Raw genomic sequence first — 14,615 nt, forward strand, 5'->3', positions numbered from 1 at the left:
GGATGGCGACGGCGGCGGGATATTCCGGTACGTCCCTTCCGGCCAAGCTCGGCCTGAAGGATGGGATGATGGCTGCCTTCATCGCCCTGCCGCCGGAACTCACGGACCTCGCCGAGGCCGTCGATTTCGCCGAGGCCGACCGGCTGGCCGAATGGTCCGACATTTCGGGCGCGGTGCTGAAATACGACGCCGTCCACGCCTTCACCAGACAGCGCGCCGAGATCGAGGATCGCCTCGGCGCACTCGAGGCGGCGATCAAGCGCGACGGCATGGTCTGGGTCTCCTGGCCAAAGAAGGCCTCGAAAGTGGCCACCGACGTCACCGAGGGCGTTGTCCGTGCTGAAGCGCTCAAGCTCGACCTTGTCGACGTCAAGGTCGCCGCCGTGAACGAAATCTGGTCCGGGCTGAAGCTCGTCATCCGAAAGGACCTGAGGTAATGGTCGAACTCACGCTCCCAAAGAACTCGAAGGTCCAGCAGGGCAAGACCTGGCCGAAGCCGGAGGGTGCCACCAATCTCAGGGAATACCGCATCTATCGCTGGTCGCCGGACGACGACGAGAACCCGCGCATGGACACCTACTTCGTCGATATGGACGATTGCGGGCCGATGGTGCTCGACGCGCTGCTGTGGATCAAGAACAAGATCGACCCGACACTGACCTTGCGCCGCTCCTGCCGCGAAGGCATTTGCGGTTCCTGCGCCATGAACATCGACGGCTCGAACACGCTCGCCTGCACCAAGGGCTGCGAAGACATATCGGGGGCGATCAAGATCTATCCGCTGCCGCATATGCCCGTGATCAAGGATCTGGTGCCCGATCTTACCAATTTCTACGCCCAGCACGCCTCCATCGAGCCATGGCTGAAGACGGTGTCGCCAACGCCGGCCAAGGAATGGCTGCAGAGCCACGAGGAGCGCGAAAAGCTCGACGGGCTTTACGAGTGCATATTGTGCGCCTGCTGCTCGACCTCGTGCCCGAGCTACTGGTGGAACGGCGACCGCTATCTCGGCCCGGCGACGCTGCTGCAGGCCTATCGCTGGCTGATCGACAGCCGCGACGAAGCCAAGGGGGAACGGCTCGACAATCTCGAAGACCCGTTCCGGCTCTATCGCTGCCACACCATCATGAACTGCGCGCAGACCTGCCCGAAGGGGCTCAATCCCGCGAAGGCGATCGCCGAGATCAAGAAGATGATGGTGGAGCGGCGGGTTTAGGTTCGGCGGAGGATCGCCTCACCTCAGCGTCGTCGAAGCGGCTACCAGGCGCCACGGCATGGCCTGGATATGTGACGCGCCCATCATTGCTATCATGCACGTTGCTCGCCCAAAGCCGAGGTGATTATTGGGGTGGCTTACTTTAGAGGCGCCTTATAAGCAAACTGTCATCTATACACTATGACGCGGCATTATGTTAGTATAGCGTTAAGCGGTTCTCGATAGATACTTCGGAAGTCGTCGCTCGAGTACAGAGTATGAGAGGATTTCCTGCGGTTCGTTACTGGCCAATAGGACCGTTGGTTAGCGCCGCGACGGTGGGATCGCTCACCTGGCTCACCTCGCTGGTCTATTTTCAGGAGAAGAGGCTGATCCTGGTCGTCGGCCTAGTGGCTTTGATCGCGCTTGTCTTGCTGGATCGCCTCCAGGGGGCAAGGACGGATCAGCCAAGAAGCGGGTGGTTCAGAGCTTATTTATCGCTCGTTCCGTGCTTTTTCTTCCTTGTCTATGTCTACCTCGAAAATGTTTTCGGTTATTTCGATTGGGCCGCGATGTTCATGCATGTCGACGCTGGAGTTCTCACCCCCAGTGTCGTTCTTGAGTATTTGATGAATACTGGAAGCACGATCCTGATCATTGCCGCCGGTCTTTTCGGTCTTGGCGCACTGAAGGCGCGCGGCACGCTGACAAGAGGATTGGACGTTGCCTTGATGGCATTCTTCCTGGCGGCAAACCCGATGCTGACACGTCCGATCGCGGCAGCGATCCATCCCAACCCGCTGCATGATTTCCTGTCCAAGCAGTTCGTCGATGTCACTTCTTTGATAAAGCCGGCTGAAACAGCGTCCGCGACCGCCGCGCCAAAGAACCTCATTCATATTTTCATTGAGAGCGCCGAGCGCACCTACATGAACGAGGCGGAGTTCGGCGACGTCATGGGTCCGCTGCTTGAATTCGACAGGCGTGGCGTTTCGGCGACCAACATGGTGCAACTTGCCTATACCAACAACTCCATCTCAGGGATGGTCGCTGCGAACTGTGGAACGCCGCTGCTGATATCGTTCTTCACGACGCGCCAGTATCTGGAGGAGAATTCGCAATTCCTGCCAGGACTGACCTGCCTGGGCGACGTTCTGAAGGCGCGGGGCTATCAGCAGAACTTTATTACCGGTTGGCCGCTCAACTTCACCGGTCAGGGCACATTCTATTCCACCCATGGCTACTCATCGCTTTTTGGGGGATCCGAAGTGGTGGCCGCCATCGCGGGGCGCGGCAACGCTTTTGGCGCCGACGACGCCGAAGTTCTGGATATGAGCTTCGGCGTCTTGCGCCGAGTGCAGCGGGACGGCAAACCGTTCTCGCTCACGATCGCCGTCAGCGGCGGGCATGCGATGGACGGCTACCTGACCGACAAATGCATCGGCAAGACGGGACTTCCTCCGCAGACCCCCAACATTCTCCATGCCGTGAAATGCACGAACATGCTCATCGCGGACTTCATTCACAAAGCCGAAGCCGCGGGTCTGATGAGGAACACTGTCCTGGCCTTGCAAAGCGACCACCTCAGCGCGCCGAGCACGGTAACGGATCGCTTGAACAATTATGAACGCCGCAACTTCTTCTCGCTGTCGGGCGATGGCATTCCTTCCAAAACCTATACCGGGCTTGCGGGCACGATTGACATATTTCCCACCATTCTTGACGCGCTGGGGGTGCCGCTCTCGAATGACCAGGCTGCCCTTGGCGTTTCGCTGCTTGGGGATCGACCGACGCTGAGCCGGGCACTTGGACAGGACCAGTTCGATAACGCTATCTATGCCGACGATGTGCTCGTCAGGTCATTCTGGCAGTTGAAACCGACACGGACTGTCGTGGCGTCCGAGGCTGAGTCGCGTTAATGCGCCTGCATGTGTTCGATGCTAGATAGCGCCTACCTGCCCAATGCCTCAACCCGGTCAAGGCGATCGCCGAGATCAAGAGTTCTGCTCTGTCGCGCTTCTCGGATGTCTGTCAAAATCATGCTGTCCAAGAATCGGTAGAAAATAACCAATCCAATGAGCGAAGACCTTCCCATCCTCTCTCCCGCCGAAGCCCGCGTGCTTGGCTGCTTGATCGAGAAGAAGGAGCTGACTCCGGACGTCTATCCGCTGACGCTCAACGCGGCACTTGCCGCGGCCAACCAGAAGACGGCGCGCGAGCCTGTCATGACGCTGGAACAGACGGAGGTGCACAGGGCGTTGAAGCTGCTGGAGCAGAAAGGACTGGTCCGGCAGATGTTCGGTTCGCGCGTCGAGCGCTACGAGCATCAGATGGCGCAGCGTTTCTCACTGACCACGCCGCAGACCGCGTTGCTCGGTCTGCTCTTGCTGCGCGGACCGCAGACGGCACATGAACTCCTGGCGCGAGCTGAGCGCATGGCGCGGTTTTCATCGATCGAAGACCTGCGCGGCGAACTCGACATGCTGATCGGCCGCCGGCCGCCATTGGTCCAGGAAATCCCACGCGGGCCGGGCCAGCGCGAGGACCGCTACGTGCATCTGCTCGCCGGTCCAGTGGATGTTGCCGCCCTCTCGGCTCAGCGCAGTGCGCCGGCCGCGCCTGCCTCCCATCTGGAAGCGAGGTTGGAGGCGCTGGAGCAGGAAGTCGCGGCCCTTCGCGCCCGGCTTGATGCGCTGGGGGGTTGAGGCCACCAATCCGAGACGTCGGCGGGACGGCGCCCCCCTCTGTTCTGCCGGGCATCTCCCCACGAGGGGAACATTGGATCTGCGACCGCTTTCGCCAATCTCCGATGCAGAAACGCCGGCCCTGGAGCCGGCGTTTGTCGCTTCAGGCCAAGCCCTTCAGCCAAGCCTGGCGTCGAGCGAAACCTTGATCGCGCCGAGCGCCTGAGAGACCGGGCATTCGGCCTTGGCCTTCTCGGCCAATTCCTTGAACTTCGCCGCATCGATGCCGGGCACCTTGCCGACCAGGGTGATGGCGCTGCCGGTGATGCCGGTGCCGGGAACCAGCGTGACCACGGCCTTGGCGTCGAGTTCTTGCGCCGGCGTGCCGTTTTCGGCGAGGAAATGCGAGAGCTGCATGGCGTAGCAGCCGGCATGGGCGGCCGCGATCAGTTCTTCCGGATTGGTGCCGGATTTGCCGCTTTCGTCCTCGAAGCGCGCCTTGAACGAATAGGGCGTACCCTTCAGGGTCCCGCTCTGCGTGTCGAGCGTGCCCTTGCCCTCTTTCAAATTGCCTTTCCAGACGGCGTTTGCGGTGCGGTCCATGAAGTCCTCCTGGGTTGTCGTGAACTTGTCCTGGGTGAGCCAGCGTCCGGCCAACTATAGCGCGGACGTCGCCGAAGACCACTGCGCTGTTTGGACCACGGCACGATGACGGCCTTTTCCGCCGAAAAAATACCCACGCAAAAATGTCGGCTTCCATCCGGGCCGGCCGTCCTGCGGGAGGCCACGGGATTTGTGGCCGGATGGAGGTTGACATGGACAATCTGTTTTTCGCGCTGTGGAAGAGGCCAGGCCGCGGGCCTGGGCGACAGGAGGACTTCTGGCTGGACCCGCCGGCGTCCGGCCTCGGCAGGCTGCTGGTGGCGATTGCCATCATCACGGTCGCGGCATGCCTTCTCGACCATGCGGGACCGATCTCGGGCAAGGCTGACATGGTTGTCGCCGCAGCCTATGATTTGTCACAAGAAGGGAGCTCGAGATGAAATATGTCTGCCTGGTCTATGGTGAGGAAAAAGACCTCCATGCGCTGACCGCCGAGGGTGCCGCCAAGCTCGATGCCGACTCGCTGGCCTATGACAGGTCATTGGATCAACAAGGCAAGCTGATCATCGCGCAGGCACTGCAATCGGTGAAGATGTCGAAGACCGTACGGCGGCGCAAGGGCAAGCAGCTGATCACCGACGGCCCGTTCGCGGAAACGAAGGAGCAGTTGCTCGGTTTCGTCATGATCGAAGCGCAGGATCTCGACGAGGCGCTGGATATCGCCAGCGAGATTCCGCTGGCTGAAATCGGTACGATCGAAGTGCGTGCGATCTACAACGTGCCGGGGTCTTAATTCCCTGTCATGCGTTGCGCTCCCTTATAAACCTGGGCGTTCGGTAGAGCGAAGGTCCCGTCTTGCCGGGGCTCAATTCTTGCGTGTTGAAGCAAGCCACGAGTTCTCCTATCGTCGCCCAAGACTTTGGGGGATTTGGACATGCCTTTCCTGATTGCTGTCCTTGGCGTGCTCGGAGCGGCGGCATTGTGGTGGTACCGGATGAAGGCGATGAACGACGCCGCGCGCGAGGTCGCCGAAGTCGTCGGGCGCGTTCAAGGCAACATCCGGCGCAAGAAGCTGCGCAAGCAGGCCGCGCTTTCGCCGCTGACGGCGATCGATGATCCGGTGGTGGCGGCAGCGACGCTGATCACCGCGATCGTTTCGGAAGATGGCCCTGTTCTGCCGCGGCGCGAGGCCGTCATTCGCGAGGTGATTTCGCAGATCGCAGCCGGGCCGAAGAAGACCGACGAGGCGGTTGTCTATGCCAAGTGGGCCGCGACCCAGATAGACGACACCACCATCGTCATCGACAAGCTGGCGCCCTTCCTGCGCGAACGCCTCGACCCGAACGAACGGGACGATCTCTTGCAAATGCTGAACCGGGTGGCTCAGGGCGGAGAGCAGAGCCTGAAGATACCCGACCAGCGCATGCTGCGGCTGCGCCAGAAGCTTGGTTTTGAAGTGAACTGAGATCGCCAGCCTCGGCGATTGGCGCGAAACTCCCGCTGCATTCTCATCCCCATGGCGGAGCAAGGAGCGAAGCGACGCGGCGCAGCCCACAGGCCGCGACGTCAAGTCAGCGAGACGATCAGATCGCCTCGCCCTTCAGCAGGCGCGGCGTGCCCGCGGATAATCCCGATGCCTGGCGGATGAAGAACTCCTTCAGCCGCGGCATACGCTCGACGAGACCGAGACCGATGTCGCGGACGGTGCGCAGCGGGGTGATGTCGTTGGAAAACAGCCGGTTCAGCACATCGGTCGTGATGCCCATCTGCACCGTGTCGAAACGGCGCCATTGCTGATAGCGTTCCAGCACGTCGAGCGCGCCGAAGTCCTGGCCGAGCCGGTCGGCCTCGACGATCACCTCGGCAAGGGCGGCCACATCCTTGAAGCCGAGATTGAGCCCCTGGCCGGCGATCGGATGGATGCCGTGGGCGGCATCGCCGGCAAGCGCGATGCGCGGTGCCACGAAGGCGCGCGCGATGGTGAGACCAAGCGGCCAGGCGCGCGGCTTGTCGGCGACGCGGATTTCTCCAAGTTTCAGCCCAAAACGTTGTTCAAGTTCGTGTTCGAAGACGAGATCGTCGCCTTCGACGAGCGTTTTCGCATCTTCCGCCCGTTCGACCCAGACGATCGAAGAGCGGTTGGTGCCGTCCTCGTCGGGTATCAGCGGCAGCGTGGCGAACGGGCCGGCGGGCAGGAAATGCTCTTCGGCGCGGCCGTTGTGCGGGCGTTCATGGGCCACGGTGCAGACGATGCCCGATTGGCCATAGTCCCACTTGACCGTCTTGATGCCGGCCATGTCGCGCAGTTTCGAATTGACACCATCGGCGGCAACCAGCAACCGCGCCGCCAACGTGGCGCCGTCCGCCAGATGCACTGACATGCCGGCTCCATTGGTCTCAAAACCTTGCACCGCCACGCCTTCGATGATGTCGATGCCGAGCTGTTCGGCTTTGGCCCGCAAGGCGCCGTTCAACGCCCTGTTGGCGACCATATGCGCGAAAGGCTCACCCGGCGCCACCTCGCCGCCGAAGGTCAGGAAGACCGGGCGCACCGGATCGGCGCTGCGTGAATCGGTGATGATCATCTCAGTGATCGCCTGCGCCTTCGGCGCGATCTCGGCCCAGACGCCGAGCTGGTCGAGCATGCGGCAGGCCGCCGCGGCGATGGCGGAAGCGCGGCCATCCCTTTGCCAGGAACCGGCGGGCGCCGCGTCGACCAGCGCCACGGCGAGGCCCGGGCGAGCCTGTTTCAGCGAGACCGCGGCGGCCAGGCCGACATAGCCGGCACCCGCGACGAGAACATCGATCCCGGATCTGGCCTTGGCGTCCGCCTTGCGTTCCATTGTCTTGGCTCCTTGCGCGGCTACGGGGCTTGCGCCCTTGACGGCTCGTTCTTCCTGTCGGAAACCGCCATAGCAATTTTGCGGCGAGGTCACAAAACATGACGGCGGCGATCGACGAGCTTCTGCGCATTCTCGACCTCGAGAAGCTGGAACACAATCTGTATCGTGGTCGCAGCCCCCAGGTGGAGTGGCAGCGCGTGTTCGGCGGCCAGACCATCGCGCAGGCGCTGGTGGCGGCGCAGCGAACGGTGGAGCCCGACCGTTTCGTGCATTCGCTGCATGGCTATTTCATGCGCCCGGGCGACATCAAGGTGCCGATCATCTACGAGGTCGATCGCATCCGCGACGGCGGTTCCTTCACCACGCGGAGGGTGCTGGCAATCCAGCACGGACAGGCGATCTTTTCGCTGGAAGCCTCGTTCCAGGTCGACGAGAAGGGGCTCGAGCACCAGTTCGCGCTACCTGACGACGTGCCGCCGCCGGAAGGGCTGAAGACGCAGCGCCAGCTGCTCGAAACGGCCGACCGGGTACCGGAGGCGGTTCGCCGTTTCTGGGCGCGCGAGCGGCCGCTGGAGTTGCGGCCGGTCAACCTCCAGCACTATGAAAGCCGCGACAAGCTGCCGCCCCGGCAGAACGTCTGGATCCGCCTTGCCGGGCCGGTTCCCGACGACCGCGCGCTGCAGTCGGTGCTGCTCGCCTACCTCTCCGATATGACGCTGCTCGACACCTCGACCTTCGCCCATGGGCGCGGCCTGTTCGATCCCGACATCCAGGCCGCCAGCCTCGACCATTCGATGTGGTTCCATCGGCCGCATTCGCTCGACGGCTGGCTGCTTTATGCGCAGGACAGCCCCTCGAGTTCGGGATCGCGCGGTTTCAGCCGCGGCACGCTCTATGCCCGTGACGGCACGCTGATCGCCTCGATGGCACAGGAAGGGTTGATCCGGCTCAAGCGTTGAGCATTCGCGAGTCTTGTTTGAGCAAGATTCTTCGCGAAAGCCGATTCCATTTTTCCTGATCATGCTCAAAGCCGGCAAATTAGGCAATTTCACAAAATTGCTTAAATTTTGAGCATGCGGCGTGCCGCACATGCATACAGCAATTGGCGGCGGGCGCTCCATTCCCTTTGTTTCCAATAGGTTAACGCCCTGCTTCGGCACTTGGCACGGAGCTTGAATCCTTGGGGGCACTCTCCGGCTCTTTGGGATCGGTGAAGTCGTGCAAACGCGGGGCACCGCAACAGCAAAGGGTGAACCTATGAAAATCGTGATGGCAATCATCAAGCCGTTCAAGCTGGACGAGGTACGCGAAGCGCTTACCGCCGTCGGCATCCAGGGCCTGACCGTCACCGAAGTCAAAGGCTACGGGCGTCAGAAGGGGCATACGGAAATCTATCGGGGGGCGGAATACGCGGTCTCTTTCCTGCCGAAGATCAAGATCGAGGTCGCGGTCGCGGCCGACATGGTCGACAAGGCCGTCGAAGCCATCACCGCCGCGGCCAAGACCGGCCAGATCGGCGACGGCAAGATCTTCGTTTTCGGCATCGACCAGGCGGTGCGCATCCGCACCGGCGAAACAGACAGCGACGCGCTCTGAGCGGCGAACACGTATTCCAATGGAGAGTTCAATGAATATTCCTTCCACCTTGAAGACGACGGGACGGGCGGCCCTTCTGGGCACGCTCGCTCTCGCAGCGCTGGGCAGCGTCGCCGCCTTCGCGCAGGAAGCCGCACCCGCTGCCGCTGCCGCGGCACCTGCCGCCGCGCCCACCCCGGTGCTCGATACCGGCAACACCGCCTGGATGCTGACCTCCACGGCGCTGGTGCTGATGATGACCATCCCGGGCCTGGCGCTGTTCTACGGCGGCATGGTGCGCAAGAAGAACGTGCTCGCCACCGTCATGCAGAGCTTCGCCATCACCTGCCTGGTGACGGTGCTATGGTTCATGTTCGGCTATTCGCTGGCCTTTTCCGACGGCGGCGGCATGAATGCCTATCTCGGCGGCACCTCGAAATTCTTCCACCACGGCATCACCACCGCCAGCCTGTGGCTGCCGGGTGTGGCCAACATCCCTGAATTCGTCTTCTCGATGTTTCAGATGACCTTCGCCATCATCACGCCGGCGCTGATTGCCGGCGCCTTCGCCGAACGCTTCAAGTTCTCGGCACTGCTGATCTTCATGGCACTGTGGCTGCTGATCGTCTATGTGCCGATCGCGCATTGGGTCTGGGGTGGCGGCTTCCTCGGTACGGCTGGCGTGCTCGACTTCGCCGGCGGCACGGTCGTTCACATCAATGCCGGTGTCGCGGGCCTCGTCTGTGCACTGGTTCTCGGCAAGCGCGAAGGCTATGGCACCACCAACATGGCGCCGCACAACCTCGTCTATTCGGTCATCGGCGCATCGCTGCTGTGGGTCGGCTGGTTCGGCTTCAACGCCGGTTCGGAACTGGCGGCCGACGGCCTTGCCGGTGCCGCCATGCTCAACACCCAGGTTGCCACCGCCGCCGCGGCACTGGCCTGGATGTTCGCCGAATGGATCATCGCCAAGAAGCCTTCCGTGCTCGGCATCATCTCGGGCGCCGTCGCGGGCCTCGTCGCGGTGACGCCGGCTTCCGGTTTCGTCAACCCGACCGGCGCCTTCATCGTCGGCATCGTCGCCGGCGTCGTCTGCTACCTCTCGGCGGTCAAGGTGAAGCACATGTTCGGCTATGACGACTCGCTCGATGCCTTCGGCGTGCATGGCGTCGGCGGCGTGGTCGGCGCCCTGCTGACCGGCGTGCTTGCCGACCCGGCGATCAACAGCCTCTCGTCGGGCGCTTCTCTCGGCAAGCAGATCTACGGTGTCGCCGTCACCATTGTCTGGACGGCGGTTGCCACCTTCGTCATCCTCTACGTCGTCAAGGCGCTGGTCGGCCTGCGTCCGACGACCCAGGAAGAAGTCGAAGGCCTCGACATCTCCCAGCATGGCGAAGTGGTGCCGTAAGGCATCCTTGCCAACGGGCCGGCGGAACCCTCCTCCCGCCGGCCCCATGTTTGCCGCGCAATTCCGGAGGGAAAACCGCGAATCCCTTCTGCTGGAATTGCTTTGAAAGGATCCCGTCGTGATGCTCCCGCAAGGAGGTCACGCCTTGAGGCCCGGATCGCTCCGGGCCTCTTTTTTTGCAAATTCGTTCTCGCTTCGTCCGAGTCCACGCAATCACGTTCGCGTGAAGAAGCTTTTCGAGGAAACATCGACCGCTCTGTCGCCGAACTCAGGAGGCGATCGTCGTTCTGACGCTCGTGATTTTGAAACAGGGAAGGAATTTTCTCATGAACCTCAAGAATATCTGCCTCGGGGCACTCGCACTTTCCATGGTCAGCGGCTTTGCATTTGCCGGCGCACTGGACGAGCCGGACAACATGGCGCCGTTCTTCACCGATTCCAGCATGAAGACCATGAAGCCAATGGAGGAATTCAAGGCAGCTTTCATGGCCATGCCGAAGGAGAAGCAGGACGCCATGATGAAGGAATGCCAGGACGCTGCGATGAGCAAGCCGCACGCCGAGTTCTGCGCCAATGTGAAGATGCTCGGCGGCGCCAGCAAGTAGCACGCTGCCCAGCCCAACGAATGGATGGCGGGCCAGGGCGCCCGCCATTTTTCTTATGGTGCGGTCACTGGTAGATGTCGGTGCCAAAAGGACGGCCCCCACGGTCTTATAGTTAATGCGCCCTTAACCTTCCCACGCCTAGTCTGACATCCGAATCTGCCGGAGTGCGTCATGCGCTGCGGCCAGGCAATCACTGACGGGGAAGAGCATGCGTTCAGGGGCTTCAGCACCGCTCGCGCTGACCGATACGGGGCACGGCATCCAGGCATTCGCGCGGCGCCAGGTCGGCCGGCTGATCGGCACCGGCCTGTTCGCGTTCACGGCCTTCGCCGTCGCCAGCCTCGCGACCTGGAACGTCGCCGATCCAAGCTTCTCGCATGCCACCGCCAACATCGTCACCAACGCCATGGGCTATGCCGGCGCGGTGTTCTCCGACCTCGCCATGCAGTTCTTCGGCCTTGCCGCGGTCGCCGCGCTGGTTCCGGCAGTGATCTGGGGATACCTCCTGTTTTCGGCGCGCGGCGTCGACCGGCTGCCCAGGCGCGGGCTGTTCTGGTTCGGTTTCGCGCTGCTCGCCGCCGCCATCGCCGGCTGCATCGTTCCGCCCAAGACCTGGCCGCTGCCCACCGGCCTCGGCGGCGTCTTCGGCGACATGGTGCTAAAGATCCCCGGTGTCCTCATCGGCGGCTATCCAACCGGGCTGGTGGCCAGCGTGCTCGCCATAGTGCTGGCTGCGCCCGCGCTCTGGCTGTTCGCCCATGGCGCGGCGCTGCTCGGGCGCAAGAACGGCTTCGCCGTGATGGAAGAACCGGCCGCCGCGGATCCGCGCGAGGACGAGCTTCTGTTCGACAATGACGAGGACGGCGGCGACGAGGGTATACTGGCGCTCGGCGCAATCACCCATTGGTGGCTTTCTTTCCGCGCGTGGATGCATCGCCGGGCGGTGCGCCGCAGGCAGGAGCGCGACGAGTTCGAACCGGAGATGGAGCCGCGCGCCAGCGCCTGGCGCCGCGCCGCCGAACGCGTCGAGTCGGCCGAGTACGCCGAGCAGCGCATGAGCCATGACGGCCGCGCCCGTGTCGAACCGGAATTCTTCGCCGCCATGGTCAACGACCGCAGCGTCTCCGTCGACCCGGACGACGACGATGTCTTCGGCCGCGACGACGCGGATATGGATTTCGATGACGAGCCCGTCGCGCAGCGGCGTGCTCCCACGGCCAAGGTCCAGCAGTTCCGCTCCGATGCCGCCACCCGGGTGGAGGCGCCGGCGGCGCGACCCGTGCCGGGCGCCCGCGTCCAGCGCGAGGCGCAAACCTCGCTGATCGGCTCCGACACGTTCGAAATGCCGTCGCTGCATTTCCTGTCCGAACCGAAGAATGTCGCGCGCGACCCAAGTCTTTCCAAGGACGCGCTGGAACAGAACGCGCGCCTGCTCGAAGGCGTGCTGGAGGATTTCGGCGTCAAGGGCGAGATCATTGCCGTCCGCCCGGGTCCGGTCGTCACCCTTTACGAACTCGAACCGGCGCCGGGCATCAAGTCGTCGCGGGTCATCGGCCTTTCCGACGACATCGCCCGTTCGATGAGCGCGATCGCCTGCCGCGTCGCCGTGGTGCCGGGCCGCAACGCCATCGGCATCGAACTGCCCAACGCCAAGCGCGAAACGGTTTACCTCCGCGAGATCATGGCCAGCCGCGACTTCGAGACGACCAAGGCCAAGCTGGCGCTGGCGCTGGGCAAGACCATCAATGGCGAAGCCGTCATCGTCGACATCGCCAAGATGCCGCACGTGCTGGTCGCCGGCACCACCGGTTCGGGCAAGTCGGTCGCCATCAACACCATGATCCTGTCGCTGCTCTACCGCCTCACCCCGCAGGAGTGCCGGCTGATCATGATCGATCCGAAAATGCTCGAACTCTCCGTCTATGACGGCATTCCGCATCTGCTGACGCCCGTGGTCACCGACCCGAAGAAGGCGGTGGTGGCGCTGAAATGGACCGTGCGCGAGATGGAGGACCGCTACCGCAAGATGTCCAAGGTCGGCGTGCGCAACATCGACGGCTTCAACGCACGCGTGCAGCAGGCCGAGAAGAAGGGCGAAAAGATCTCGCGCACCGTGCAGACCGGCTTCGACCGCCAGACAGGCGAGGCGATCTACGAGACCGAGGATCTCGATCTCGAGCCGATGCCCTATATCGTCGTCATCATCGACGAAATGGCCGACCTGATGATGGTCGCCGGCAAGGACATCGAAGGAGCCGTCCAGCGCCTGGCGCAGATGGCGCGTGCCGCCGGCATCCACGTCATCATGGCCACGCAACGTCCCTCGGTCGACGTCATCACCGGCACCATCAAGGCCAATTTCCCGACCCGCATCTCCTTCCAGGTGACGTCCAAGATCGACAGCCGCACCATTCTGGGCGAGCAGGGCGCCGAGCAGCTGCTCGGCATGGGCGACATGCTCTACATGGCCGGCGGCGGCCGCATCCAGCGCGTGCACGGGCCGTTCGTCTCCGATGACGAGGTCGAGAAGATCGTCGGGCACCTGAAGCTGCAGGGCGTGCCGGAATATCTCGACGCCATCACCGAGGACGACGGCGAGGACGACGACGAGTCGTCCGGCAAGGGCGGTTCGGGCGGCGGCGGCGGCGGTGGCAATTTCGAGGATTCCGACGACCCTTACGATCAGGCGGTTTCGGTGGTGCTGCGCGACGGCAAGGCCTCGACCAGCTACATCCAGCGGCGTCTGGGCATCGGCTATAACAGAGCCGCCTCGATTATCGAGAAGATGGAAAAGGAAGGCATTGTCGGCCCGGCCAACCATGCCGGAAAACGCGAAATCTTGGTGCCGACAGAAGACGACAAGTTCTGATAGCGCAGAGTTCACGGCAACTTTGAACCTTCTGGCGCGTTCACCGACTGAGCAGCGATCGCCTCGCCAAACTTCAGCCCAACTGGGGGTTCACGACAGCGACCAAATCAGGAACCGGACGAGAGTGACCGATATGAAAAACGATCTTTCAGCGCTCAGCAATTTTGCCCCGACACGCCGCCAGTTGCTTGGCCTCGGCCTGGTCTTCGCGGGTGCCGCCGCCCTTAACGTGGTGCCCGGATTCGAGTTGCTGGCCTCGGCGCAGGCGGCCGTGCCCGCGGCGGCACAGAAGATCGCCGACCATTTCTCGGCGGTCAAATCGATGAGCGGCGAATTCGTCCAGTTCGGCCCCAAGGGCGAGCAGACCGGCGGAAAATTCTTCCTGGAACGGCCGGGCAAGATCCGCTTCAACTATGACGGGTCCTCGAATTTCCGGGTGATTTCCGACGGCAGATCGGTCGCCATACTCAACAAGAAACTGAACACGTCGGACCTTTATCCGCTGTCGAAGACGCCGCTGAAACTGCTGCTCGACGATCGCATCGACCTCTCCGGCAACCGCGTCAAGAGCGTCAAGGAAGAAGACGACCTCACCACCATCCAGCTTTCCGACAAGTCGGTTTTCGGCAATGCGCGGATCACCATGATGTTCGACCCGAAAACCTATGATTTGCGGCAGTGGACGATCACCGACGCGCAAGGCAAGGACACGACGGTGATGATCTTCAACACCAAGGAAGGCGTCAGCTTCGCGCCCGATACCTTTGCCATCGACTATACGGCCAATCGCGAGCTGAACACCAAGACGCGGTAGGCCCGCCGATAGAGCCAGG

The 14,615-nt window shown here is 62.6% G+C and carries 15 protein-coding genes; 13 read left to right on the top strand and 2 right to left on the bottom strand.

From position 1 onward, the window contains the following. Positions 1–2: 2 nt before the first annotated feature. The 4 genes from FJ943_RS03180 to FJ943_RS03195 all read left to right on the top strand — a co-directional run bounded on the left by FJ943_RS03180 (position 3) and on the right by FJ943_RS03195 (position 3,900). Positions 3–437, top strand: a complete 435-nt coding sequence (locus FJ943_RS03180; RefSeq protein ID WP_140660464.1) for a DUF3052 domain-containing protein — start codon at positions 3–5, stop codon at positions 435–437. After that, positions 437–1,216, top strand: coding sequence for a succinate dehydrogenase iron-sulfur subunit (locus FJ943_RS03185; RefSeq protein WP_140719757.1), 780 nt, complete (start codon positions 437–439; stop codon positions 1,214–1,216). The genes FJ943_RS03180 and FJ943_RS03185 overlap by 1 nt, the downstream gene beginning before the upstream one ends. A 317-nt stretch (positions 1,217–1,533) precedes the next feature. Beyond that, entirely contained in the window at positions 1,534–3,114 is a 1,581-nt protein-coding gene (locus FJ943_RS03190) for an LTA synthase family protein (RefSeq protein WP_246671819.1), read from the top strand. A gap of 156 nt (positions 3,115–3,270) precedes the next feature. Continuing rightward, positions 3,271–3,900, top strand: coding sequence for a DUF480 domain-containing protein (locus FJ943_RS03195; protein ID WP_140618358.1), 630 nt, complete (start codon positions 3,271–3,273; stop codon positions 3,898–3,900). Between the two features lie 156 nt (positions 3,901–4,056). Here FJ943_RS03195 and FJ943_RS03200 read toward each other — a convergent pair whose 3' ends face one another. Next, positions 4,057–4,482, bottom strand: a complete 426-nt coding sequence (locus FJ943_RS03200) for an OsmC family protein (protein WP_023771884.1) — start codon at positions 4,480–4,482, stop codon at positions 4,057–4,059. A 212-nt stretch (positions 4,483–4,694) separates the two neighbouring features. Here FJ943_RS03200 and FJ943_RS03205 point away from each other — a divergent pair, with 212 nt between their 5' ends. From FJ943_RS03205 to FJ943_RS03215, 3 genes are all read left to right on the top strand, one after another. Further along, positions 4,695–4,922 carry a hypothetical protein gene (locus tag FJ943_RS03205; protein WP_140618360.1) on the top strand — a complete coding sequence of 76 codons (228 nt, stop codon included), beginning with the start codon at positions 4,695–4,697 and terminating at the stop codon, positions 4,920–4,922. Further along, on the top strand, positions 4,919–5,275 hold the full coding sequence (locus FJ943_RS03210) for a YciI family protein (protein ID WP_140719761.1): 357 nt from the start codon (positions 4,919–4,921) through the stop codon (positions 5,273–5,275). The genes FJ943_RS03205 and FJ943_RS03210 overlap by 4 nt, the downstream gene beginning before the upstream one ends. Positions 5,276–5,416: 141 nt before the next feature. Beyond that, complete coding sequence (locus FJ943_RS03215; RefSeq protein WP_015315046.1) at positions 5,417–5,947, top strand: hypothetical protein; 531 nt, start codon at positions 5,417–5,419, stop codon at positions 5,945–5,947. Between the two features lie 118 nt (positions 5,948–6,065). Here FJ943_RS03215 and FJ943_RS03220 read toward each other — a convergent pair whose 3' ends face one another. Beyond that, positions 6,066–7,325, bottom strand: a complete 1,260-nt coding sequence (locus FJ943_RS03220) for a ubiquinone biosynthesis hydroxylase (protein ID WP_140719763.1) — start codon at positions 7,323–7,325, stop codon at positions 6,066–6,068. 98 nt (positions 7,326–7,423) lie between these two features. Between FJ943_RS03220 and tesB the strand changes: the two genes are divergently transcribed. From tesB to FJ943_RS03250, 6 genes are all read left to right on the top strand, one after another. Further along, positions 7,424–8,284, top strand: a complete 861-nt coding sequence (gene tesB / locus FJ943_RS03225; protein WP_015315048.1) for an acyl-CoA thioesterase II — start codon at positions 7,424–7,426, stop codon at positions 8,282–8,284. Between the two features lie 298 nt (positions 8,285–8,582). Then, positions 8,583–8,921, top strand: coding sequence for a P-II family nitrogen regulator (locus FJ943_RS03230; protein WP_015315049.1), 339 nt, complete (start codon positions 8,583–8,585; stop codon positions 8,919–8,921). A gap of 31 nt (positions 8,922–8,952) precedes the next feature. Next, positions 8,953–10,308, top strand: a complete 1,356-nt coding sequence (locus FJ943_RS03235) for an ammonium transporter (RefSeq protein ID WP_015315050.1) — start codon at positions 8,953–8,955, stop codon at positions 10,306–10,308. 326 nt (positions 10,309–10,634) lie between these two features. Then, positions 10,635–10,913, top strand: a complete 279-nt coding sequence (locus FJ943_RS03240) for a hypothetical protein (protein WP_015315051.1) — start codon at positions 10,635–10,637, stop codon at positions 10,911–10,913. 208 nt (positions 10,914–11,121) lie between these two features. Beyond that, positions 11,122–13,782, top strand: a complete 2,661-nt coding sequence (locus FJ943_RS03245; protein ID WP_140719765.1) for a DNA translocase FtsK — start codon at positions 11,122–11,124, stop codon at positions 13,780–13,782. A gap of 133 nt (positions 13,783–13,915) precedes the next feature. Next, the gene (locus FJ943_RS03250) at positions 13,916–14,596 is read left to right on the top strand and encodes an outer membrane lipoprotein carrier protein LolA (RefSeq protein ID WP_015315053.1); all 681 of its coding nucleotides are present in this window, start codon (positions 13,916–13,918) and stop codon (positions 14,594–14,596) included. Positions 14,597–14,615 lie beyond the last annotated feature (19 nt).

Source organism: Mesorhizobium sp. B2-3-10 (assembly GCF_006442275.1).
GTDB classification, from domain to species: domain Bacteria; phylum Pseudomonadota; class Alphaproteobacteria; order Rhizobiales; family Rhizobiaceae; genus Mesorhizobium; species Mesorhizobium australicum.

What these genes read in the sequence shown, in the direction of transcription:
- FJ943_RS03240 (WP_015315051.1), top strand. Translation starts at nt 10,635, where the DNA reads ATGAACCTCAAGAATATCTGCCTCGGGGCACTCGCACTTTCCATGGTC.
- tesB (WP_015315048.1), top strand. Translation starts at nt 7,424, where the DNA reads ATGACGGCGGCGATCGACGAGCTTCTGCGCATTCTCGACCTCGAGAAG.
- FJ943_RS03250 (WP_015315053.1), top strand. Translation starts at nt 13,916, where the DNA reads ATGAAAAACGATCTTTCAGCGCTCAGCAATTTTGCCCCGACACGCCGC.
- FJ943_RS03210 (WP_140719761.1), top strand. Translation starts at nt 4,919, where the DNA reads ATGAAATATGTCTGCCTGGTCTATGGTGAGGAAAAAGACCTCCATGCG.
- FJ943_RS03180 (WP_140660464.1), top strand. Translation starts at nt 3, where the DNA reads ATGGCGACGGCGGCGGGATATTCCGGTACGTCCCTTCCGGCCAAGCTC.
- FJ943_RS03235 (WP_015315050.1), top strand. Translation starts at nt 8,953, where the DNA reads ATGAATATTCCTTCCACCTTGAAGACGACGGGACGGGCGGCCCTTCTG.
- FJ943_RS03205 (WP_140618360.1), top strand. Translation starts at nt 4,695, where the DNA reads ATGGACAATCTGTTTTTCGCGCTGTGGAAGAGGCCAGGCCGCGGGCCT.
- FJ943_RS03215 (WP_015315046.1), top strand. Translation starts at nt 5,417, where the DNA reads ATGCCTTTCCTGATTGCTGTCCTTGGCGTGCTCGGAGCGGCGGCATTG.
- FJ943_RS03245 (WP_140719765.1), top strand. Translation starts at nt 11,122, where the DNA reads ATGCGTTCAGGGGCTTCAGCACCGCTCGCGCTGACCGATACGGGGCAC.
- FJ943_RS03195 (WP_140618358.1), top strand. Translation starts at nt 3,271, where the DNA reads ATGAGCGAAGACCTTCCCATCCTCTCTCCCGCCGAAGCCCGCGTGCTT.
- FJ943_RS03230 (WP_015315049.1), top strand. Translation starts at nt 8,583, where the DNA reads ATGAAAATCGTGATGGCAATCATCAAGCCGTTCAAGCTGGACGAGGTA.
- FJ943_RS03220 (WP_140719763.1), bottom strand. Translation starts at nt 7,325, where the DNA reads ATGGAACGCAAGGCGGACGCCAAGGCCAGATCCGGGATCGATGTTCTC.
- FJ943_RS03185 (WP_140719757.1), top strand. Translation starts at nt 437, where the DNA reads ATGGTCGAACTCACGCTCCCAAAGAACTCGAAGGTCCAGCAGGGCAAG.
- FJ943_RS03200 (WP_023771884.1), bottom strand. Translation starts at nt 4,482, where the DNA reads ATGGACCGCACCGCAAACGCCGTCTGGAAAGGCAATTTGAAAGAGGGC.